This is a genomic window from Kitasatospora sp. NPDC058063, from assembly GCF_042885395.1.
GTDB classification, from domain to species: Bacteria; Actinomycetota; Actinomycetes; order Streptomycetales; family Streptomycetaceae; genus Kitasatospora; species Kitasatospora lactacystinica.
Window position 1 is genome coordinate 225,996 of record NZ_JBHVSD010000010.1, and the last position, 22,119, is coordinate 248,114.

Annotated in this window: 16 protein-coding genes; 7 read left to right on the forward strand and 9 right to left on the reverse strand. The window is 69.9% G+C overall.

Annotation, left to right across the window (positions count from 1 at the left end; translation table 11 throughout):
* Positions 1–293: 293 nt before the first annotated feature.
* From ACFVUY_RS19775 to ACFVUY_RS19785, 3 genes are read right to left on the reverse strand one after another with little or no spacing between them, the layout of a single operon-like run.
* Positions 294–2,246, reverse strand: a complete 1,953-nt coding sequence (locus ACFVUY_RS19775) for a DUF3732 domain-containing protein (RefSeq protein ID WP_387731449.1) — start codon at positions 2,244–2,246, stop codon at positions 294–296.
* Positions 2,243–2,719 (reverse strand): three component ABC system middle component, encoded by a 477-nt coding sequence (locus ACFVUY_RS19780; protein ID WP_387731452.1) that lies wholly within the window; start codon positions 2,717–2,719, stop codon positions 2,243–2,245. The genes ACFVUY_RS19775 and ACFVUY_RS19780 overlap by 4 nt, the downstream gene beginning before the upstream one ends.
* Positions 2,719–3,942 (reverse strand): ABC-three component system protein, encoded by a 1,224-nt coding sequence (locus ACFVUY_RS19785; RefSeq protein WP_387731455.1) that lies wholly within the window; start codon positions 3,940–3,942, stop codon positions 2,719–2,721. The genes ACFVUY_RS19780 and ACFVUY_RS19785 overlap by 1 nt, the downstream gene beginning before the upstream one ends.
* 368 nt (positions 3,943–4,310) lie before the next feature.
* Here ACFVUY_RS19785 and ACFVUY_RS19790 point away from each other — a divergent pair, with 368 nt between their 5' ends.
* From ACFVUY_RS19790 to ACFVUY_RS19800, 3 genes are all read left to right on the forward strand, one after another.
* Positions 4,311–5,111 (forward strand): TnsA-like heteromeric transposase endonuclease subunit, encoded by an 801-nt coding sequence (locus ACFVUY_RS19790; RefSeq protein WP_387731457.1) that lies wholly within the window; start codon positions 4,311–4,313, stop codon positions 5,109–5,111.
* 269 nt (positions 5,112–5,380) lie between these two features.
* On the forward strand, positions 5,381–7,351 hold the full coding sequence (locus ACFVUY_RS19795; RefSeq protein WP_387731460.1) for a transposase: 1,971 nt from the start codon (positions 5,381–5,383) through the stop codon (positions 7,349–7,351).
* Complete coding sequence (locus ACFVUY_RS19800) at positions 7,348–10,479, forward strand: TniQ family protein (protein WP_387731462.1); 3,132 nt, start codon at positions 7,348–7,350, stop codon at positions 10,477–10,479. The genes ACFVUY_RS19795 and ACFVUY_RS19800 overlap by 4 nt, the downstream gene beginning before the upstream one ends.
* A gap of 179 nt (positions 10,480–10,658) precedes the next feature.
* Here ACFVUY_RS19800 and ACFVUY_RS19805 read toward each other — a convergent pair whose 3' ends face one another.
* Together ACFVUY_RS19805 and ACFVUY_RS19810 are read right to left on the reverse strand one after the other, a co-directional pair.
* Positions 10,659–10,994 (reverse strand): branched-chain amino acid transporter permease, encoded by a 336-nt coding sequence (locus ACFVUY_RS19805; RefSeq protein ID WP_387731466.1) that lies wholly within the window; start codon positions 10,992–10,994, stop codon positions 10,659–10,661.
* A complete protein-coding gene (locus tag ACFVUY_RS19810) occupies positions 10,987–11,802 on the reverse strand; it encodes an AzlC family ABC transporter permease (RefSeq protein ID WP_387731469.1) in 816 nt (271 codons plus the stop codon). Before ACFVUY_RS19810 ends, ACFVUY_RS19805 begins: the two co-directional genes overlap by 8 nt.
* A gap of 77 nt (positions 11,803–11,879) precedes the next feature.
* Between ACFVUY_RS19810 and ACFVUY_RS19815 the strand changes: the two genes are divergently transcribed.
* The gene (locus ACFVUY_RS19815) at positions 11,880–12,323 is read left to right on the forward strand and encodes an Lrp/AsnC family transcriptional regulator (RefSeq protein ID WP_387687066.1); all 444 of its coding nucleotides are present in this window, start codon (positions 11,880–11,882) and stop codon (positions 12,321–12,323) included.
* Positions 12,324–12,391: 68 nt separating this feature from the next.
* On the opposite strand, the gene ACFVUY_RS19820 is transcribed toward ACFVUY_RS19815, so the two are convergent.
* From ACFVUY_RS19820 to ACFVUY_RS19830, 3 genes are all read right to left on the reverse strand, one after another.
* Positions 12,392–13,348: a helix-turn-helix transcriptional regulator gene (locus ACFVUY_RS19820; RefSeq protein ID WP_387687064.1), complete on the reverse strand. Its 957-nt coding sequence runs from the start codon at positions 13,346–13,348 to the stop codon at positions 12,392–12,394.
* A 221-nt stretch (positions 13,349–13,569) separates the two neighbouring features.
* Positions 13,570–16,170: an excinuclease ABC subunit UvrA gene (locus ACFVUY_RS19825; protein ID WP_387731472.1), complete on the reverse strand. Its 2,601-nt coding sequence runs from the start codon at positions 16,168–16,170 to the stop codon at positions 13,570–13,572.
* Positions 16,167–16,736: a pyridoxamine 5'-phosphate oxidase family protein gene (locus ACFVUY_RS19830; RefSeq protein WP_387731475.1), complete on the reverse strand. Its 570-nt coding sequence runs from the start codon at positions 16,734–16,736 to the stop codon at positions 16,167–16,169. The genes ACFVUY_RS19825 and ACFVUY_RS19830 overlap by 4 nt, the downstream gene beginning before the upstream one ends.
* A 311-nt stretch (positions 16,737–17,047) precedes the next feature.
* Here ACFVUY_RS19830 and ACFVUY_RS19835 point away from each other — a divergent pair, with 311 nt between their 5' ends.
* The 3 genes from ACFVUY_RS19835 (at position 17,048) to ACFVUY_RS19845 (ending at position 21,417) form a co-directional block, all read left to right on the forward strand.
* Positions 17,048–18,280, forward strand: a complete 1,233-nt coding sequence (locus ACFVUY_RS19835) for a C40 family peptidase (RefSeq protein ID WP_387731478.1) — start codon at positions 17,048–17,050, stop codon at positions 18,278–18,280.
* Positions 18,281–18,448: 168 nt separating this feature from the next.
* A complete protein-coding gene (locus tag ACFVUY_RS19840; RefSeq protein ID WP_387731480.1) occupies positions 18,449–18,862 on the forward strand; it encodes a VOC family protein in 414 nt (137 codons plus the stop codon).
* A 179-nt stretch (positions 18,863–19,041) separates the two neighbouring features.
* The gene (locus ACFVUY_RS19845) at positions 19,042–21,417 is read left to right on the forward strand and encodes an ATP-binding cassette domain-containing protein (protein ID WP_387687053.1); all 2,376 of its coding nucleotides are present in this window, start codon (positions 19,042–19,044) and stop codon (positions 21,415–21,417) included.
* Between the two features lie 51 nt (positions 21,418–21,468).
* Here the strand turns inward: ACFVUY_RS19845 and ACFVUY_RS19850 are convergent, their stop codons facing one another.
* Positions 21,469–22,002 carry a GNAT family N-acetyltransferase gene (locus tag ACFVUY_RS19850; RefSeq protein WP_359915054.1) on the reverse strand — a complete coding sequence of 178 codons (534 nt, stop codon included), beginning with the start codon at positions 22,000–22,002 and terminating at the stop codon, positions 21,469–21,471.
* Positions 22,003–22,119 lie beyond the last annotated feature (117 nt).

The following is a 22,119-nucleotide window of genomic DNA, read 5'->3' on the forward strand; positions in this document are numbered from 1 at the left end:
CCCGCGACATTCTTCAGAGCGGGTGACTTGACGCGGCAGACAGTGACAGATTGCCAGCACATCGGACCTCCAGCGGCTCAACCTGGCTTGGCAAGAACTCGGTCAACTGGAGCCTCGATGCGTACGCGACGGGCTGACCCCGGCCCTCCAGACCGCTCTGGCCTGCGGACCTGATCACCGGGCCTTCGAAGCGGCCCTGGACCAGCCCCCGCCTCTCGCCATCCGACGGTGCTGCTTCAGGGACGTTCCGCAAGATCACGTGGATGAGGGCTGACTGCCTACTACACAAGCCGTCAATCAGCCTCGGGTGGGATCCACGCGGCGGGTACAAGTGCCTGTCCATCGCTCCGGCGCCACCGATGTACGACGTGGTCACTGAAGGCTGGGTCTTCAAGGTCTGCGTGCTCCATGACGATGACTTGTAGCTTCCCATCAAGCCTGCGGAGCGTTCGGTGAATGGCCTTAAAAATGTTCAGGAGAAGGACCCGATCGTCGCTCTCCAGCACCTCTTCGCCCACGTGATCGGGCGGGAAGTAGACCTGCGATGGTTGATCGAGAATAAGCACGCCAGGCACAGGATTGTTGTTCTCGGCGAACCACTCATGCAGACTTAGAAGGGTGGCAACATGGTACCCGAGATGGTTGTCTCCGCTGCCCATCTCTTTCAGCGGCACCGGGCCCTCTACGGTGTCAGCCACCACCGTGAGGCGATTCACATCGAGGCGAATGAGCGAACTGGAATGTTCCAGGGAGAGTTCCTGCGCCTTCTTCCTAATCTCCTGGTTGATCAGTGACAGGAAGCTGGTTAGGCGGTCGCCTTGGACATCTTCACTGAGAAGCATCTCCAACTCGGCAATCCGCATGCGGAGCTCTTCAGTTCGATCCTCCATCCTAGGGCCGACGACAAGTTGGGCTACCGTGTCTAGGTAGAGGCTGATCCGGCCCTGAACGATGGCAGCGCGCCGAATGTCGTCTGGCTCTTGGTCTAGGGCCCGTGCCCCTGCGATGACCTCGTTGATCTGTTCCTGATTGCGAGCGAGTGCCGAGTGGAGTTCCTGCAGCCGACCCTCTTCTTGGCTGATCATCCGCTCGATGGCCGGCGTGTCTCTGCCGATGGCATGTAGGTCGCTCTGGAGGTGAAGCAGGTCAGCGGTCAAGGCCATGGCGGTGGCATGGGCGGATCCGACCGGGCTGTCACAGACCGGGCACTGCGCAACATTGGAAGCCTCTGGATCGTGCTTCAGCAGGCCCAGGGTGGCCAGTCGAGCGTGCTGCTCGTTGGCTTGGTCAGTGAAGTCGCCGTTCTCCGCCAAGGCGGCCTTAAGATCGGCGATCCGGGCCCGAGCTCTGCTTGCCCGACCGCGCAGCTCAACACGATGGGTGCGTAGCTCTGTGAGTGGGTCGTCGGTCCTGTCCGGACCTGGCTGCGGACCTCCCTGGACGAGCGCCTCACGCAGGAGGTGAAGGACGCCTTCAGCGGTCGTCTCGCGCCCGGAAGCAAGGGGCAGGAGATGAGCTTCGATGGCCTCTGCAAGCAGGGCCTGGGCCTGGCCGGCAGCAGGGGCAAAGTTGCTCGCGGCAGCCAACTTGGCTTCGTGGTCGGAAAGGTCCCGGCGAGCGAGGCGTAGTCGGCTGCGGAGGAGCGCCTGCTCACGGTCTGTTGCGCCAAGGAAGTAGGGAATGACGCCCCGGATAGTGTTCGGCCTCCATTCTTCGCCCTGCGAGTGGAAGAGTACGTCTTCGTTGGCAATCTCGTTTTGAGCCTGAAAGCAGAAGAACAAGGAGTGTCGGACGGAAGGCGCGATTAGTGTTGCGCGACCAACGGCAGGGACTCGGATGTTGCGGTCGATGCCGCAGAAGTCGCTCAGCAGGTCCTTGGCAGATTCTCTCGGCGTGACAAAGCGAAGATCTTCCAGGGGTGGTGGTGGGGATCCGGGCGCCTGCGACAGGATACAGAGGACGGTGCTAACACTCTTCTTGGCTTCCGGGGCACTCCGGGCGACAAAGATCTGCTCACCGGGCTTGACAAGAGTGATCGCGAAAGTGCTGACGTATTCGCGGACCTTCCCAGACTTCACTGGATAGTCAGAGCTGGCGAGGCAGTAGTCGATGATCGTCAACAAAGCACTCTTCCCACGACGGGAGTCGCCGGTGACGATGTTGAGTCCGCCAGGCTTGAAGGGCACTATATGCACCTGGCCGGGCTGCTTGCCATAGATGGTGACCGCTTGGATCTGAAAGGTCACGGCTGAACTCCCAGGAGGGTTAGGACGGTACCGAGACTGCCAGTACTTGGGAGCCAGCGTCCGAGCATGAAGGCGGTCTGTTGGATGGCTCTGGTCTGCGGCGTGCCCCCACTGATGGTCTTGGCCAATGCGCGGGGCACAGGGATGAGGCCAGCGTCGGTGCAGCGCATAACGCGGGACTGCAGCGCGAACAGAAGTCCCGGCCTGACCACGGTGGCGAGGACCGTGGCATTACGGGACATTTCGATGCGCACGTGTTCGTTTGCTTCGAGCCACCCCATTAGCCCGGTTCCTGTCGTTGCTGGCAGTGCTGCCCGTATGGCGGGCTGCAGAGCCATGACGGTGGCGGTGACAGCTACGGGAAGCGGGCATGCGGCGGCGTACTCCTTGTCGTAGCCATGGACAGCGCGAGTGCACAGGACCGCGGTGAAGGCAGGGTTGTACAAGGCACGTTCCTCGCGGCTCAGCTCCATCAGCGGGCCTGGGCCGGCTCAAGGAGCGCGATAAGGCGTGCAGAGAAGTCCGGATGCCACCCGACTCTAAGCTCGTCGGCGAGCATTTGGTACGAACCTTTGGTTACGAAGACTTCGTCACAACCTGTGCGGATCGGGAAGCGAGCCTCCCGGTCGACCCAGCGGTAAATCAGTCTGGCCTCTTTCTTCTTCTCTTCCTCGGTAGCCTCAGGGCCGAGTTCTTCCGCCATCTCGGCGAAGCGGGACTGCCACTCCTCAACAAGCTTTCGCTCATATTTTCCGAGCTCGCCGGCACGCAGCAGATTCTCAGTGGACCAGCGGGAGCGCTGAGTGAAGGCACGAACGTAATCCCGCACCGCGAGACCGACTCGCTCAGATCCGACCCCGATTAGTCCGAGCTGACGGACAAAGCTCTTGTCGGCCGCCTGGGAAGTGTCGGAAATCATGTCGTAGATGTCATGGTCGATCGGCAGGTTGTCATAGCGGAACTGACGCTGCAGGTCGGAGAGTACTTCATCGAACTGAATGCCGGTGACGGGGTTACCCCCTGGCGTCTGCATTTGCTCGATCACGCGATCGTAAAACCAGCCTTCTAGCCTGGCAAGGAAGGAATTCGCCGCATCGTGGCCGACAGAAAAGGCCGCAAGCCCCTTCAATGCCGTCCGAACTTCGGCGATGTCCTGCGTACCACCGAGAACCTCGATACGGGAAATCAGACGCCGCTGAAGTGGTCTATCTCCGGGCTCCAGGCTGTCGAAGGCCTCGAAGCACTTCGGAAGAGAACCCTTCGTTGCTTTCGAAGCCTTTCTGGCCTCGCGAAGCAGTAGCAAAGCTCGGTCTTCATCGCGGTGCTGACTGCTTCGAGGCTGAAGGAAGAAGGCTGCGCTACCTTCGGGGAGCTCAGCCGTCGTCAACAGGAAAAGCTTCGTCTCGGCGAGCGTAATCCGGCCAGCCTTGGCAGCCTCCGCCCAGATCCTCAACGTCTTCCAGAGGTCCTCGGACAGGTCGGTCATTCGAACGCCTTCGGCGCGCTGCTTCAGCTGAATGAGGCGCCTATCGGAGCCCTGATGGATCTCGATGTCATCAGCCGCTTCGACCGCAACACTCCAGTCCATGTCTGCGCTCATCCACTGCTCGATGCAGATGTGCAGAGCTTTCGCGAACTGAAAGAGGTACCCGAGCGCCGACGCCGACGCCTCGTACTGCTCACCGGTGTCCACCATCGCTCACCCTCTTGCCCAGACCAACCCAGCGATCATTCCACGCTGGCAACGTCCAGTACATGGCTTTGCATGAAGAAGAGCGGGAAGGTACCTACCGCCTCACGAGTAGCCACTCTCGCTAGTACCTTCCTCCCTGGATCACGACTCCGAGCTCGACGCTTCGGACAGCAGGCCCGCGATCAAGCAGATCACGCTGAACGGCGGCCGGATCACGGTCATGGTCAACGAGGCCTGAACGAACCGCCACTCCGGCGGGTGATTGTCGCCTCCAGGGGTGATCCCGTTCGGAGATTCCGCCTCCGCGCGGCACGCGCGGAGGCTGTCGTTCTGTCGTGAGTACGAGGACTGGGACTGGAATCCGTTCAGATGTGTGCGACCTGGCGGAGCTGATCACACCGTTCACGGGTGACGACGTCTTCCGTCGTGACCTGGTGCTCGACGAGTCCTGGCCACGGCGGTGGTCGACGATTTGGCTGTTCGACGGCGGCCACGTCGTCTGGCCGGTGCGGGACCTGGAGTCGGTACCGGTTCTGGAGTCGCAGCCTGTTCGTCGTTTCACCTGGCGGGCTCAACAACAGCACCGGCCAGGGCTGGAGTTCATGGTCTCCACCGGCCGCCAGCACGGTTTCGAGTCACTGGAGGAGCGGGACCTGCTGCGAGCGCTGGACTTCCTGCGGGTCCAGGAGGTGCTGCCGCAGCCGTTCCGCCTGGACTTCGAACATGTCGGCGGCCGCTCGGCCCACGTCCCGGACTTTCTGGCGCTGATGCCCGATGGCGGCTGGCTGCTGGATGTGCGCCCGGCCGGCCTGGTCCGCGACGACGACGCGGTGAAGTTCGCCGCGACACGGGAGGTCGCGGCGGCCGCGGGATGGCACTACACCGTGGTCGGCGGCTGGCGCCCGCACGTCCGGGGGGTGCTGGACGCGCTGTCGGCCCGGCGGCGCCCGCGCACGGACCCGCTCGGCCTGCAGTCGCAGCTGATGGCCGTAGCCGCAGAAAGACCGCGGCCCTTCGGCGAGTTGGTGGGCTCGACCAAGTGGCCAGCTCTGGCCCGGGTCGAGGCAGTCCACCTGCTCTGGCAGCGGCGTCTGGGAGTGGACCTCGGCAAGCCGTTACAGGATAACTCGCCCGTGTGGTTCGGGCAGCCGGCCGCGCAGGGGCAGTCGTGAGCCGGAGCGCCGTCGTAGTCACGCCCGGGGTGGGACTTCGGCTCAGCGGAGTCGACTGGACGGTCGAGGAGGTCGAGCCGCACCTGGGGCGGGTCGTTCTGACTGGACCGGATGGCACCCGCGAGCGGCGGTCACTGCGCTGGCTAATCAACCATCCCGACCTGCGCGCGGCTACGGGTGCTGGGGCGCCGGGCGTCTCGCGGCAGCCGACGGTGCTGTCCGACCTGTCTGCGGACCAATTGGAGCGGGCCCGGATCCGGGCGGAGCACGTGCTGGAGACCCAGACCGGCTACCGTGGCGGCAGCCCTCACCGGGCCCTGGCGCACGAGCCGCGGCCCGGGTTCGACCCGGCGTCAACCACACTGCGCGAGCGGCGAGAGGCCAAGGTCCGGGAGATCAAGGCGATGCCGCCTGGGGAGGCAAGGCGGCTGGGGCTGGAGCACATGAGCCGCCGGTCGCTGGAACGCCTGGGCCCGCACGTTCTGGAGGCGGATCTACTCCTGGCCTGCGCCGACGGACGGTGGACGCGTCGGCGTACGGGGCATCCGACGGTGACGACGGAGGTCCGGGAGGCGGTTTTCGCGGTGAGGGAGGAGTTCCTGCGCCGGTCGCGGATGAGCATGATGTCCCGGCATCGCCTGATGTGTCAGTACATCAACGAGACGTTCCCCGACTTCCCAGCCGAAGATGTTCCTGGGCGCAAGACGCTGGCAGTGGTCTGGCGTGAGTGGTTCGGACCGGACGGCTCCCGCCAGCGCTACGTCCGCACCGCCGAGATCGCCGAGGCCGGGCAGCGGGTAGTGGTCCACCGGCCGGGCCAGGTCGTCGCGTTGGACTCGACGCCGTTGCCGGTGAAGGTGCGCGAGCACGTCTTCGGCGAGCCGGTGTCGGTAGTGCTGTCGCTGGCGCTGGACCTATACACGCACTCGATCGTAGCGTTCCGCCTCACGCTGGTGTCGGACACGGCGGTGGACATCGCGATGCTGCTGCGGGACGTGACGATGCCGTTGCCGATGCGCGATGGCTGGGGCGAGGACATGGAGTGGCCCTACCCCGGTGCCCCGGCCACCCTGGTCGCCGAGTTCGCCGGCCACAAGGTCGCGGCCCTGCCGTTCTTCGCGCCGGAGACGGTCACCACCGACCACGGCGGTCCCTACAAGAACCACGAGATCGTCGCCGCCGAGCGGGCGATCGGCTGCACGATCCTGCCCGCCCGCACACTGCGGGCGCACGACAAGTTCGCCGTCGAGAGGGCGTTCTCCTCCGTCAAGACGCTGCTGCTGGAGCACCTGCTCGGCTTCACCGGCACCGACGTCGCCGACCGCGGCGCCGACCCGGAAGCGGACGCGGTACTGACGATCGAACAGATGGAGCACCTGATCGCGACCTGGGTCGTGCGGGTCTGGCAGAGACGTGAGCTGGGCGAGTACGCGCCGGCCTGGGCCCCGGGCGAGAAACACAGCCCGAACTCCCTGTTCGCCACCGCCACCGCGCAGGGCGGCCTGGACCTGGAGATCCCCGCGCAGCAGCTCTATTACAAGCTGCTGCGGACCCACCACGTCAAGATCCACCCGGGCCGGGGAGTGAAGATCCTCGGCCTCTACTACCACCACCCGGCGCTGGAGGAGGACCGCTTCCGCGGGCTGTCGGTCCGGGGCGGCCGGCACCAGGGCCGATGGGTGGTCCGCAGTGACCGAAGGGACCGAAGGACGGTGTTCCTCCAGGACCCCGACGACCCCGAGGTCTGGCACCACCTGCGCTGGACCGGGCTGCCGCGCGAGGGCGAGGTCCCGGCGTTCTCCGACGTCAACGCCCAGGCCCTGCTCGGCGAGGTCCGCCGCCGCGGGCTGAAGCCGCTCACGGACGCCGAGCTGCTGCCGGTGCTGCTGGAGATCCTCGGCTCGGTGATCCCGGTGGCTGATTGGCCCTCGCAGATGACCAAGCGGGAGAAGACCGCGCGCTCGCGCCGGGCCACCCAAGCCGCACAGGCCACCGCCGACCGGCCCCGCCCGCCGACGCCCGCCACAAGCGAGGCCTCGGACGCCAAGGTGGTCCCCTGGCCGCGCCAGGCTGCAGGCGTCCAAGCGGCAGTGGACGCCGATAGGCGCCGCCGGCGCGAGGCCGCGGTCACGAGTCGGCCGACACCGCCGCCCCGCCTCGGCGATGCCCTGCGGCGACGGAACCTGTTCCTGCTGCCGGACGACGACAGCGACACCGATGCGACCAGGGAGAACGCATGAGGGATGGTCCCAGCTCGGCCGAGGTTCTGGCCGAGCTGCTGGAGAACAAGCCGCTCCGCAGGGATACCTTCGAGGGCTGGCAGCAATTCCGCACCACGCGGGACAGGTTCGTGCCGGCACCAGTGATCACGATCGACCAGTGGCGGACGATGAGCCCGCGGGACCGGGCGCTTCACAACATGCACCGCACCGCGACCCACGTGAACCTGCCCCTGCAGGAGACACCGATGTCACTCAAGGTGTCGCGCCTGGTGAATCGCAGGATCAGCAACAACGCGTGGAAGCGGAACTCCTCCACGCTTTCTGGGGTGATGGTCAACGGCCTGGGCTACCACGGCAAGACCGAGACCACGTGCGAGGTCGCCGCCGCTTTCGAGGATCAGTGGCTCGACCTGCACGCCCACGTCAACCCGCGTTCCCTCTCCGGGACCCGGGACCTACATGCCCCCGTCGCATACGTCCAGACCCCGGTGACGGCGAAGCCGAAGAGCACCTGCCAGGCGGTCCTGGACTTCTTCGGCGCCCCCACGAAGGGTCTGACACTGCCCGAGCTGGTCCGGCAGGTCGCCCAGTCGGTGAAGGACCACGGAGTGCAGGCGCTGATCCTGGACGACATCACCCGTCTGCGGATGCACCGCGCGGACGACCAGGACGTCCTCGACCTCATCCGGGCGTTCATGAGCATCAACGTCACCCTGGTTCTGGTCGGCGTCGACATTCCTGGCTCTGGTCTGCTGCGGGAGGCGACATGGGACGCCCGCCACCGGCAGTGGGTGATGCCACCCTCCGAACGAGCCCGCACCTTCGGCCTGGAGCCCACCCAGACCGAGCGGCGCTTCGACCTGGTCGACCTCGACCGCTTCCGCTACACCACGCCCAAGCAGATCCAGGCCTTCCAGGACCACCTCGCCGGCATCGAAGACGGTCTGCGGCTGTTCGACGCGAAGCCCGGGATGCTCACGGAGGGCACCATGCCCGAATACCTGATGCGCCGCACCGGCGGCGTCGTCGGCCTGCTGGCCCGCCTCATCGAGGACGGCGCCCACGAAGCCATCGAACAGCAAACGCGAAGTCCTGGACGAGGAGCTGCTGGACGAGATCGTCCTCAGCCTCGACGACCCTGGCCGGGATCCGGACGCTGGCGAGATCCCCGTGATCGACACCGTCACGGCCGCCCCAGCGACGAACCGCCGACCCGCAGCCCGCAAGCGGGCGCGCAACACCGTCTTCGACGACGGCGGTCCCCGCGCCGCCGGAGCGACGACCTGATGTCAGACAGGCCGCAGGCGCTTCCACGCAGTCTTGTTCCGCTGCCCGATGAGAGCTTGCCCGGCTTCATCCTGCGACTGTCTCACCGCCTCGACCAGGCCCCGGGCCGACTCATGCGTCTGGCCGGCCTGACTGATGGCGCGAACCCGTCGAGCACAGCGCCGGTGAGGCACCTGCTGATGCTGCAACCGGAGCCGCTGGAGACCTTCACCCACCTGACACGGCTGGCTCCCGAGGAAGCCCAGGCACTGACGCTTCGGCAGTTCGTCGGCCGTGATCCTGCCGTCACCGACTCGCTCACGCGGCCCGGCGGCAACCAACATTCCAGGACGGTCATCCAACCCTGGCTGTTACTGGCCTCAAGCCGCTATTGCCCGAAGTGTCTGGCCGGCGACGGCAGCGACATCCACAACCGCCACGGCGGGGCATGGAAGCTCCACTGGCGCCTCGCGACGGTCTTCGCCTGTCTGGAACACGATGTCCTGCTCGAGCACTTCTGCCCTGCTTGTGACAACCCGCCTTTCAGCACACACGGGTGGACCAACAGGCGCCTGCTACTGCCAGCAGCCGGGAAGTCGGGCCTGCACCCGGCCCAGTGCCGCAGTGGTGTCCTCGCTGAGAAGAACACCCAGCCTTGCGGTGAGCGCCTGGACACCGTCACTGCCCGCCCTCTCACCTGCGAAGCCGCCTCGCTCCAAACAAAAATCCTCAACGTCATGGCACAGGAAGCCGAGCCAGCTGCCGCCGTGATCAGCGATCTGCAGGTCATGGCCGCGATCATCGCGGGAAGCTGGCCACACTCCTTCCAGGCCCCCATCGACGTGCCACCGGGCCTGAACGTCCAGCTGGAGCGCTGCGAATTCATGCCCATGGCACGCTGGGACGCTCCGCCACCCGATGCTGAGTCCACTGCGGCCATGCTCGCCATGGCCGACGCCCTTCTGGATCAACCACGCGCCATCTTCCGGCAGGCCCTGGATCACCTCCTCCCAGTCGCCATGCCGCAGGGTGACAGCCGCTGGGGACAGACCTGGACCCGTCTGAGAGAGCAGTGCACGCCCAAGACCCGACTCGACATCGAGCACGCTGCCGCCGACCACATCCCCAAGCCTGCCAGGAAGCGGCTGCTCAGACCCTTCGCCGACTCTCCGTTCCCGGGCGGTCAACGCGGCTACCTGCCCGAACACATCCCTCAACGCCTGCCCGGAAGTTGGATGCGTATCCTGTTCGACCACGGCGCCCCGGAGTCATGGCAGGACTCGGTCAATGAAAGATTCCGCCGCACGGCAGCCGTTCAGCTCGTCCGGGCCGCGACCGACGATTCACTGCCCGAGGCCGCCAGGTTCCTGGGCATCCCCGCTTCCTGGGTCTACACGCCCGACACCAGGCTGTCCACCACCTCTCGGCACTACCCGCGGCGGCAAGACCACCAGCGGGCTCTCGCCGAGGCATTCGAAGTCCTCGCCCGGCACATCGTCGACGCTCCCGAGCCTGTCGACTACCACCACCGCAGGCTCAGCCTCACGCTCTGGCACCTCCAGCCCGACGAATGGCAGACCATTCTGGACCGGTTGCCACCCATCGACGAGGACCACTCGACTGAACCTGGCGGCGAGGTCCATCTCGGGGCATCCGCCCACATCTGGACCGCCACCACAGGCAGCGAATGGGACCTCGCCCCCTGCTTCGAACCCCCGTTGACCAAGAATCCGCCGATGATCATCCCAGGACGGTCCCAACACGCGGTCCTGGATCACATCCACAACCCCGCGGGGAACCACTTCTGGAAGACCCTACGGAAGATCCTCGACGACTACAGCCGGCAACTGGCCCAGAGGATCGACGCAGCAACCGCCTGAATGATCGCCTCACCCTCCGTAGTCGCTGGCTGCGAAGGCCGCCAACTATCGGTTCCAGAAACCGCCAACTACCGCTTCCAGCTCGCGCAACCATCTGCACGAACCGCAATCCCACCCGCCAACTACGACTGCCAGTCACACCTGCGCCTACGGCGGGTGCGGCCGCGGTGCGGCCGTGCTCAGGGGTGGGCGAAGACCGTGCTGGCGAGGGCGACGTGGACGGCGGTGCCGCCCAGGATGCTCAGGACGGCGTTGCGCCGCCACAGGTGCAGACCGAGAGTGGCGGCCAGGGCGAGGACGGTGGGGGCGGCCCGCAGCGGGCTGGCGAGGGGGAGGTCGCGCAGGGCGTAGACGGTGAGGATCACCATCACGCCGACCGGCATCCGCTCGCTCAGGTCGCGCAGCACGGCGCTGGCCCGCAGCGGGGCGAGGGCGGCGAAGGGCAGCGCGCGCAGGCCCCAGGTGACGGCGGCCGACACGCCGATGGCGGCGAGCAGGTAGGGCGCGTCAGGCACCGGTCGGCTCCTTCGGGGCGGGGGTGCGGGGCCGGGTGAGGGCGCGCCGGGCCAGCAGCCCGGCGGTGAACAGCGCGGTGGCGGCGAGCAGCATCTGGCCGGGGAACAGGAAGCGCGCGGCGAGTGCGCAGACCAGGGCCAGCGCGGGGGTGGGGACGTCGCGCCGGGCCCGGTAGGCATCCACGGCGAGCACGACGAACAGCGCGGTGAGCGCGAAGTCCAGGCCGACCAGCCGGGCGGGCACCAGCGCCCCGAACAGCGCGCCGGCGGTGGCGCCGCCGACCCAGTAGAGCTGGCAGAGCACCTGGAGCCAGATGATGCGCCGCCCGCTCCAGGAGCGCGCCTGCCGCCCGGTGGTCAGGGCGTAGGCCTCGTCCGTCATGGCGAAGGTGCTGTACGCCCGGCCGAACCGGCCGCGGACCCGGTGCAGCGGGAAGGACAGGGCGTAGAAGACGTGCCGGAAATTCACCAGGAACGCCGTCAGGGCGATCTGCGCGAGCGGGGCGACCGCGACGACGAGCCCGATCAGCAGGAACTCCAGCGACCCGGCGTAGACCAGCGCGGTGAAGGCGGTGGCCCACCACCAGCTCAGTCCCGCGTGGACGACGAGCACGCCGAACGCGATGCCGAGCGGGAACAGGCCCAGGCCGACGGAGCCGGAGTCCCGGAGCGCGGCTGCCAGGTCGTTCCGGGCGGTCGGCGCGGCGGGGTTCGTTTCGGCGGCGTTCGTTTCGGCGGGGTTCGTTTCGGCGGCAAGCGCGGGGGGCGGAACGGGACGGGCGAGCGTCCCGCCGGGGGCGGAATTCATGGGGCAATTCTAGGCCGGATTCCCGGTAATATGGTTTCCAATTATTGCCCTGGAGTCGCACTGTGAGTAATAAAGAAATGCTGGATTCCATCGATCGTGAAATTTTGTTCCACCTGCGCCAGGACGGTCGGCTGACCAACGTCGAACTGGCCAGACGGGTCGGCCTCACGCCGCCGCCCTGCCTTCGCCGGGTCAAGCGGTTGGAAGAGGCCGGGGTCATCGCCGGATACCGCGCCCGGATCGACCCGGCGGCCGCCGGCCGGGGGTTCGAGGTGGTGGTCGCGGTCGAGATCGGCGTCAACGACCTGCAGACGGTGGAGGAGTTCGAGTCGACGGTGGCCTCCTACGAGGAGGTGGTCGAGTTCCGTCGGCTCTTCGGCCGCCCCGACTACTTCATTCGCGTCGCGGTCGCCGACCACGCCACCTACGAGGGCTTCCTCACGGCCCGGCTCATGGGGCTGCCGGCCGTCGCCCGGGTCGACTCGCACCTGACCATGAAGATCATCAAGAACGACGGCTGAACGGACGCCCGTCGGCCGCGGTCACGGTCGGCCACGGCCGGCCGGGCGCTTCCCCGGGGGGCGGCCGGTCAGGTGTAGAGGGCGGCGGCGCGGCGGGTGGCCTCGGCGAGGCGGGCGCGGAATTCGGGTGGCTGGAGGACCTCGGCCTCCGGGCCGAGGCGGAGGAGTTCCAAGCAGCCGATGTCCCAGCTCTCGACCGGCAGGGTCACGGTGACCCAGCCGTCGGCGTCCGGCGGGCCCGCGGTGGCGAGGGCGTCGGCGGCGGCGGTCGGTTCCAGCAGGGCGGCGAGGTTCTCCACGGCGAACGGGCTCAGGCGCACCAGGGCCCGTTCGCGCAGCATGGCGCGGGTGAACTCCCGTGCCGCCGCGGCCCAGTGCTCGGCGAGGTCGAACTCCGGGTCGCGTTCGAACCGTTCCTCGCCGGCCTCGGCGGTCTCGAAGCGGTCCACGCGGTACGAGCCGAACCGGCCGGAGGGCCCGCGCGCCACGGCGTACCACTGCCCGGCCTTCAGGACCAGACCGTACGGCTCCAGCCGCCGGTCCCGGGTGCCGCCGCGCGCCGCGTAGCGGGCGTGGAGCACGCGGTCCTCCCACACCGCGCGCGACACCTCGGCGAGCAGCGCGGGCGTCCCGGCCTCGCGGAACCAGGCCGGTGCGTCGAGGTGGAACCGCTGGACGGCGGCCGCGGGGGCGTCGCCGAGCGCGGCGGCGACCTTCAGCCGGGCGGCCAGGGCCCGCCCGGCCAGGCCCATGTCGCGCAGCGGGCCCGGGAGGCCGGCCAGGTGCAGGACTTCCGCCTCCGCGCGTTCGAGGCCGGTGAGGCGGGTGCGGTAGCCGTCGACCAGGCGGTAGCCGCCGCCCCGGCCGCGTTCGGCGTACACCGGCACCCCGGCCTCGACGAGGGCAGCGACGTCCCGCTGCACGGTGCGCTCGGAGACCTCCAGCTCGACCGCGAGTTCCGCGGCGGTCATCTCCCGCCGGGACTGGAGGAGCAGCAGCAGCGCGATGGCCCGGCTCGCCCGCACGTCACCCCCTCCGCTCGTCCGCCGTCGTCGGGCGCCCGGTGGTCCCACGGCGGCGCCGGCACCATTCTCGCCGGGCCCGGCGCCGTTGACCCGCCCCGGTCCCGGCGCGACACCGCGAGCCCGCCCGCCCCCTGGGGGGAGAGCCGTGGACCCGCCCCGGTTCCGCGGACGGCGCCGCGAGCCGCCCCGGCCCCGGGCGGGCCGAGCGCGGGTGCCGCCCGTCAGCGCTCGGCGCCGTCCGCGGCGTCCAGCAGGGGCAGGCCCGCCGCGTACCGGCGGAGGTATCCGGCGGTGGCCGTGTCCGCACCGGCGACGGTGTCGGGGGTGCCCTGGGCGACCACCGCGCCGCCGTCCGGGCCGGCTCCCGGCCCGAGGTCGATCACCCAGTCCGCGGAGGCGGCGACGGGGATGTCGTGTTCGGCCACGACGACGGTGTTGCCGGAGTCGAGCAGCAGGTCGAGCGCGTCCACGACCCGCTGGACGTCGGACGGGTGCAGGCCCGAGACGGGTTCGTCGAGGACGACCAGGCCGGCCCGGCGGCTCGCCGCCCCGCGCTGGATCGCGGCGGCGAGTTTGAGGCGCTGGGCCTCGCCGCCGGACAGTTCGGTGGCGCTCTGGCCGAGCCGGAGGTACCCGAGCCCGACCCGGTCGAGCGCGGAGAGGATCTCCGCGAGCTGCCGGGGCTCGGTGAAGACCTCCCCGGCCTCGGCGACGGTCAGCTCCAGCACCTGGTCGACGGAGAGCCCCCGGTAGGTGATGTCCAGGACCCCGGGCCCGTAGCGCCGGCCGTCGCAGGTGTCGCAGACCACCCACATGTCCGGGAGGAAGTGCATGTCGACGAGCCTGCGGCCGTGCCCGGCGCAGATCTCGCAGCGCCCGCCGGCGGTGTTGAAGCTGAACCAGGAGGCGTCGACGCCGCGCGCGCGGGCCGTGTCGGTGGCGGCGAAGAGCCTGCGGATGATGTCGAAGGCCTTGCTGTAGGTGGCCGGGTTGGACCGCGGTGTGCGCCCGAGGGGTTCCTGGTCGACCACGGCGACCCAGCCGAAGCCGTCGTGTCCGGTCACCGCGCGCACGGTGTCGGCGGCGGTGCCTCTGAGGGCGGCCGCCACGCTCCCGGCGAGCGCGCCGAGGACGCTGCTCTTGCCGCTGCCGCTGACCCCGGTCAGGCAGGTGAGCCGCCCGACGGGGATGCGCAGCAGCTCCGCGGCGGCGGTGTGGGCGCGCAGGCCGTGCAGTTCCACCCGGGCGGTGCCGTCGTCGACCGGGCGCGGGGTGCGGCGCAGCCGCGGCCCCCGGCCGGCCAGGTACCGCCCGGTGGCGGAGGCGGGGTCGGCGGCCGCCAGGGCGGGCGGGCCGGAGACCAGGACCTCGCCGCCGAGGCGGCCCGCGCCGGGGCCGAGGTCGACGATCCAGTCGGCGCGGGCGATCAGTTCGGGGTCGTGCTCGACGAGCAGGACGGTGTTGCCGGCGGCACGCAGCTCCAGGGCGATGTCGAGGAGGTGTTTCTTGTCCGCCGGGTGCAGTCCGGCGCCGGGTTCGTCCAGGACGAAGACGACGTCGCTCAGTTCGGTTCCGAGCTGGGCGACGAGCCGGGTGCGCTGCAGCTCACCGCCGGACAGGGTGGCGGCGCCTCGGGAGAGCCGCAGGTGGGCCAGGCCGAGCCGGTCCAGGAGGCGCAGGCGGCGTTCGAGGTCCTGCACCAAGGGCTCGCCGACGGTGCGCTGCCGGGGGTCGAGGGTCTCGGCGAGGTGCCCGGCCCAGCGGCGGACCTCGCGGACGTCCACCTCCAGCAGCTCGGGGTACGTCAGGCCGCCGAGGCGGACGGACCGGGCGAGCGGGGCGAATCCACTGCCGTGGCAGGTGCCGCAGGGGTCCTCGCGCAGGTACGGCAGGTAGCGCTGTTTGGCCTCGGCCGTCCGCGCGTTGCCGAAGACCCGTTCCACCTCGGCGAGCGCGCCGCGCAGCGGTTGGCTGGAGGTGTACGTCATCCGCGCGGTCTCGTGGCGGTTCGGGATGTCGACGGTGGCCTCGACGGCCTCGTCCCCGGTGCCGTACAGGACCGCGTGCCGGAACGTCTCGGGCAGCGACTGCCAGGGCCGTGCCAGGTCCACGCCGCGCCGGGCGGCGAGGGCGGGGACGAAGACGTGCTCGCCGGAGCGCCACTTGGCGAACCAGGGCGAGGCGCCTTCGAGGAGGGGGAGGTCGGGGCGGGTGATGACGAGGTCCTCGTGGGCCCGGCGCCGTCCGCCGGCGCCGTGGCAGTCCGGGCAGCCGCCTTCGGGGGTGTGGCGGTCGAAGTGGGCGGTGGTCGGCAGCTCGACGGCGGTGGCCGGAGCCGGGCCGGTGTCCGAGTCCGTGTCCGTGTGCGGTGCCGGGCCGAGCCCCGGGAGGCGTGAGAAGAGCAGGCCGAGGTGTCCGTCGATCCCGGTGATGGTGGCGACGGTGGAGCGGGGGTTGCGGTTGAGGCGGCGCTGGTCGACCGCGAGCGTGGCGCCGAGACCGAGGATCCGGTCGACCTTGGGGCGGTTGCGCTGGGTGATGTACTGGCGGACGAACGGCGAAAGGCCTTCCAGGTACCGCAGTTGGGCCTCGCTGTGCAGGGTGTCGACGGCGAGCGAGGTCTTGCCGCTGCCGCTGACGCCGGTGAAGGCGACGAGCCGGCCCTTGGGGATGCTGACGGAGACGTCGCGCAGGTTGTTGGTACGGGCGCCCACGACGTCGATGGTGTCCCGACGCACCGGGCCGTCCACGGACGGGGCCGGGACGGGCGGGGCCGGGACGGGCGGGGCCGGGACGGACGCGCCCTCCGCGCGCGGGGTCACGCCTCGTCCGCCTTCCCGGCGAGCTCGCCAGCCTCGGCGACCTCGCCGACCTCGCCGAGCTTGGCGAGGTCGGGGGCGAACGCGGCCATCCAGTGCGGGCGCAGCCGGTAGTAGACCACGTCGTTGTCCCAGTCGAAGGCGTCGGCGCCGTAGAAGTCCCGGAAGTACGCGAGCAGGTCCGGCCAGTCCGCGGCCGGCTCGCCGTCGTGGGGGTTGAGGACCTCCACGGTGCCGTGGGTGAACACGCCCAGGTCCTCCCCGCGCAGGTGCGCGGCGCTGGCGGCGGGCCGGGCGGCGAGGTGCCGCGCCTTGGCGGCGCCCCGGGCGGTGCCGAAGTGCCACATGCCGTGCAGGAAGTGCCCGTCCACGCCGCTGATCCGGGGCTCGCCCTTGGCCGTCACGGTGGACAGCGCGAGCGTGCACATGCCGGTGAGCACGCCGGTGAGCTGCCCGGCGGTGAGGGTGCGCTCGCTGTTGATGATCGACCGCAGGTGCGCCGTGGAGCGGGAGAGCGAGGTGTCGAGGAGGGCCTGGAGCCGGCGCAGCTCGTCGGGTGTTTCGCGCATGGGGGTCCTTCTTCCGTGCGAGTTCCGTGCGTCTTTCCGTGGGTCGTCCCGGCCGGCGACGTCACGGCGCCGGCCGGTGACCCCACTGTCTCCGCAGAACCCGACATCCTCTGTCGTATTTCCCCCGCGACTTCCGCGGGCGCGACGGGCCCCGGCCCTTGGCGGATCACCCGGCAACGCCCTCGCCGCCTGCCGCGCAGTTGCCGGTTTCCGCGCCCGTGACCAGCGAACCGGCAACTACCGGAACCCCAGGATCCGTGTGCCGCCGAACCATTGACCCGGAGTCAGCGCCTCCGGAAAGATTCGCGACCATGACTACGCGCGTAAACCTTCTGTCGCGGTGGCTGGTCGCCCCCCTGCGGTGGGCGGCTCTGCTGTCGGTGCTGGTGTCGGTCGGCGTGTTCTTCGCCGGGGCCGGAGCCGCTCAGGCGGCACCCGCCTGCGGGGTGCTCTCCACCGGCGCGGCGCCGCAGGCGACCGCCGCCGTCCGCTCCGCGTGCGGGCTGATAGGCACCCCGTACTCGTGGGGCGGCGGCCACGGCTCGCAGCCCGGTCCGACGTACGGCCTCTGCGACCCCGCCAACGGCGCCCCCAACGACTGCAACGTCCGGGGCCTGGACTGCTCCGGCATGGTCCGCTACGCCTACGACCTGGCGGTCGGCGCGGACGTCATCAACGGCACCACCCGGACCCAGTGGCCGACCTCCCGGGCGGTCGCCCGCTACTACCGGGCGGACGGGACCGCGCCGCTGCTCCCCGGCGACCTGGTGTACTTCGGCAACATCGCCTCCACCATCCACCACGTCGCGATGTACCTCGGGCAGGGCTGGATCGTCGAGGCCCCCTACTCCGGCGGCTACGTCCAGGTGGCGCCGCTCTCCTCGCACGGCGACTACTACGGCGCGATCCGGCTGTACGGCCCCGGCAGCACCTCCCCGACGACGCCGCCCACCACCCCGCCTCCGTCGAACAGCGGCCAGTACTGGGTGGACACCAACGCCAACGCGCCGGTGTACGGCTCCCCGACCTCCACCACGAGCACGGGAACGCTGTACCGGGGCACGAACTACGTCTACTGCAAGGCCTGGGGCCGCGAGGTCTCCGGCGGCGCCGGCTACAACCACTGGTGGCTGAAGACCGACCCGGACAGCGGCCCCGGCGGCCAGTGGGTGTCCGCGTTCTACCTGTCCCGGTGGGGCAGCGACGTGGCCAAGGACAACAACGGCACCACCATCCCCGACTGCCCGGGCGGCGGCACCCCGCCCGCCACCGGCAAGTACTGGGTGGACACCAACGCCACCGCGAACGTCTACGCCTCGCCGACCTCCACCAACGCCACCGGGACGCTGTACCAGGGGACCAACTACGTCTACTGCAAGGCCTGGGGCCGCGAGGTCTCCGGCGGCGCCGGCTACAACCACTGGTGGCTGAAGACCGACTCGGACGGCGGCCCCGCCGGCCAGTGGGTGTCCGCCTACTACCTGTCCCGGTGGGGCAGCGACGTGGCCAAGGACAACAACGGCACCACCATCCCCGACTGCTAGGGCCTGTTCAGAACCCGTTTCAGGACCCGTTCCGGCCGTGCCGGTCGCAGCCCCTCCCCTGGGGCCGCGGCCGGCACGGCCGCTTTCCCCCGAGGAGATTTCGCGGCCGCCCGGACCGATCAGGATTCGAGAAGCGTCCGGCCGGGGTGCGCGCCTAGCGTTGCAGTCATGAGCGACATCACCATTCACTGGACCTTCCTCCCCCACACCGACCCCGAGGCCTCCCTCGCCTTCTACCGCGATCTGCTGGGCTTCGAGGTGCGCAGCGACGTCGGCGGCGGCCCGATGCGCTGGATCACCGTCGGCCCCGCCGGCCAGCCCGACGTCTCCCTGGTGCTGGAGCCGGCGTCCGCCGACCCGGGCCGCACCGAGGAGGAGCAGCGGACCATCACCGAGATGATGGCCAAGGGCACCTTCGCCCGGGTCGTCCTGGGCACCCGCGACCTGGACGGCGTCTACGACCGGCTGAAGTCCGGCGGCGCCGAGCTGGTCCAGGAGCCGACCAAGCAGCCGTACGGCGTCCGCGACTGCGCGTTCCGCGACCCGGCGGGCAACATGGTCCGCTTCAACGAACTGGGCTGAGCCGGACCCGCGGGCACCGGGCCCGCCCCGCCCCTCGTCGGCCGCACCCGAAACCCGTTCGATCCCGGCCGGATCGATGGTTGGATCGAACGGTTCGAGCACACCGACGGCGGCCGCGGGGCGGGCCCGCCCAGCAGGCCCCTCCACAGACCGCCGAGAGCCAGGGAGCGAAGAGAACGATGACCGAGCGGACGGACGCGCAGCCGCACCTCGCCGACAGCCATGACCTGATCCGCGTGCACGGCGCACGGGAGAACAACCTCAAGGACGTCAGCGTCGACATCCCCAAGCGCCGGCTGACGGTGTTCACCGGGGTGTCCGGCTCCGGCAAGAGCTCGCTGGTCTTCGACACCGTCGCCGCCGAGTCCCAGCGGCTGATCAACGAGACGTACAGCGCCTTCGTCCAGGGCTTCATGCCCACCCTGGCCCGCCCCGAGGTGGACGTCCTCGAAGGCCTGACCACCGCGATCATCGTCGACCAGCAGCGGATGGGCGCCGACCCGCGCTCCACCGTCGGCACCGCCACCGACGCCAACGCGATGCTGCGCATCCTCTTCAGCCGTCTCGGCACCCCGCACATCGGCTCCCCCAAGGCCTTCTCCTTCAACGTGCCCTCGATCAGCGGCGCCGGCGCCGTCACCGTCGAGCGCGCCGGCAGGACGGTCAAGGAGCAGCGCAGTTTCAGCATCACCGGCGGCATGTGCCCGCGCTGCGAGGGCCGCGGCACCGTCTCGGACATCGACCTCACCCAGCTGTACGACGACGGCAAGTCGATCTCCGAGGGCGCGTTCACCATCCCCGGCTGGAAGACCGACAGCTGGTGGACGGTCGGCGTCTACGCCAACTCGGGCTTCCTCGACCCGGACAAGCCGATCCGCGAGTTCACCGAGCAGGAGATGCGGGACTTCCTGTACCGGGAGCCGACCAAGGTCAAGGTCAACGGCGTCAACCTCACCTACGAGGGCCTGATCCCCAAGATCCAGAAGTCGATGCTGTCCAAGGACAAGGACGCGCTGCAGCCGCACATCCGGGCCTTCGTGGAGCGGGCCGTCACCTTCACCTCCTGCCCCGACTGCGAAGGCACCCGGCTCAGCGCGGCCGCCCGCTCCTCCCGGATCGCCGGGATCAGCATCGCCGACGCCTGCGCGATGCAGATCAGCGACCTCGCCGCCTGGGTCCGCGACCTCGACGAGCCCTCGGTGGCGCCGCTGCTCGGCACGCTCCGGCAGGCCCTGGACTCCTTCGTGGAGATCGGCCTCGGCTACCTCTCGCTCGACCGCCCCTCCGGCACCCTCTCCGGCGGCGAGGCCCAACGGGTCAAGATGATCCGCCACCTCGGCTCCTCGCTCACCGACACCACCTACGTCTTCGACGAGCCCACCACCGGCCTGCACCCGCACGACATCGACCGGATGAACCGGCTGCTGCTGCGCCTGCGGGACAAGGGCAACACGGTGCTGGTGGTGGAGCACAAGCCGCAGACCATCGCGATCGCCGACCACGTGGTCGACCTCGGCCCCGGGGCGGGCACGGCCGGCGGCACGGTCTGCTACGAGGGCGACGTGCCGGGGCTGCGCACCAGCGGCACGGTGACCGGCCGTCACCTGTCCGACCGGACGGCGCTGCGGGAGGACGTCCGCAAGCCCACCGGGAAGCTGGAGATCCGCGGCGCGGGCACCCACAACCTGCGGGACGTGGACGTGGACGTCCCGCTCGGGGTGCTCACGGTGGTGACCGGGGTGGCGGGCTCCGGCAAGAGCTCGCTGATCCACGGCTCGATCCCGCGCGAGGAGGGCGTGGTCTCCGTCGACCAGGGGGCGATCAAGGGCTCCCGGCGCAGCAACCCGGCCACGTACACCGGGCTGCTCGAACCGGTCCGAAAGGCCTTCGCCAAGGCCAACGGCGTGAAGCCGGCCCTGTTCAGCGCCAACTCCGAGGGCGCCTGCCCGACCTGCAACGGCGCCGGGGTGGTCTTCACCGACCTGGCGATGATGGCCGGGGTGGCCACCACCTGCGAGGACTGCGAGGGCAAGCGGTACCAGCCGGCGGTGCTGGAGTACCGCCTGGGCGGGCGGGACATCGCCGAGGTGCTGGCGATGTCGGTGACGGAGGCGGAGGAGTTCTTCGGCTCGGGCGAGGCGAAGCTCCCGGCCGCGCACCGCGTCCTGGAGCGGCTCGCCGACGTCGGGCTCGGCTACGTCAGCCTGGGCCAGCCGCTCACCACGCTGTCCGGCGGCGAGCGGCAGCGGCTCAAGCTGGCCACGCACATGGCGGACAAGGGCGGCGTCTACGTGCTGGACGAGCCGACCACCGGGCTGCACCTGGCCGATGTCGAGCAGTTGCTCGGGCTGCTGGACCGGCTGGTCGAGTCCGGCAAGTCGGTGATCGTGATCGAGCACCACCCGGCGGTGATGGCGCACGCCGACTGGATCATCGACCTCGGTCCGGGGGCCGGCCACGACGGCGGGCGGGTGGTCTTCGAGGGCACCCCGGCGGACCTGGTCGCCGCCCGCTCCACATTGACCGGCGAGGCGCTGGCCCAGTACCTGGGCTGAGCCGTACCTGGGCACCCGGGCACCTGGGCCGAGCCGCGCCCGGGCCGGTCCCTACCGGGGCCGATCCGCTCCCGCCCGGTCGAGCGGGAGCGCCATCTCCAGGATCCGCGCCGAGGCGTCCAGCACGTACGGCGTCTCCTGTCCCGTGTAGGCGAACCCGCGCCGCAGGTAGAAGGCGGCGGCGCGGGGGTTCGCCTCGTGCACCCCGAGCAGCATCCGCCCGGCGCCCCGGACCCGCGCCCAGGCGAGCACCGCGTCCAGCAGGGCGTCGGCGACGCCGCGGCCCCGGCCGCGGTGCGCCGGGTCCACCCAGACGCCGATCAGGTCGAGCGCGCCGGGTTGGCTCCGGTTCGGGACGGACAGCATGGTGGCGACCCACTCCCCCGCGGCGTCCACCGCGACCAGGCCGAGGCGGTCGGGCTCGTTGACCCAGCCGCACCGGGCCATCCACTCGCCCTCGCCGTGGCGGCTCGCGTCCTCGTGGGTCTCGCCGAAGGCCAGGGGCGTGTCGAGGAGTTGGGCCAGCCGCACCTTCCGCAGGCGCTGCCAGTCCGCGCGCCCGATCCGCTCGATCCGGTAGTCCATGGTCTCCTCGTCGCACGACACTGCCTCCGCCGCCGGTGATCACCGGCGGCGGAGGCAGGATAGCCGTGCCGGGGCCCCCGGATTCCCGAGGCCCTACGGCTCCGTGCGGCCCTACGG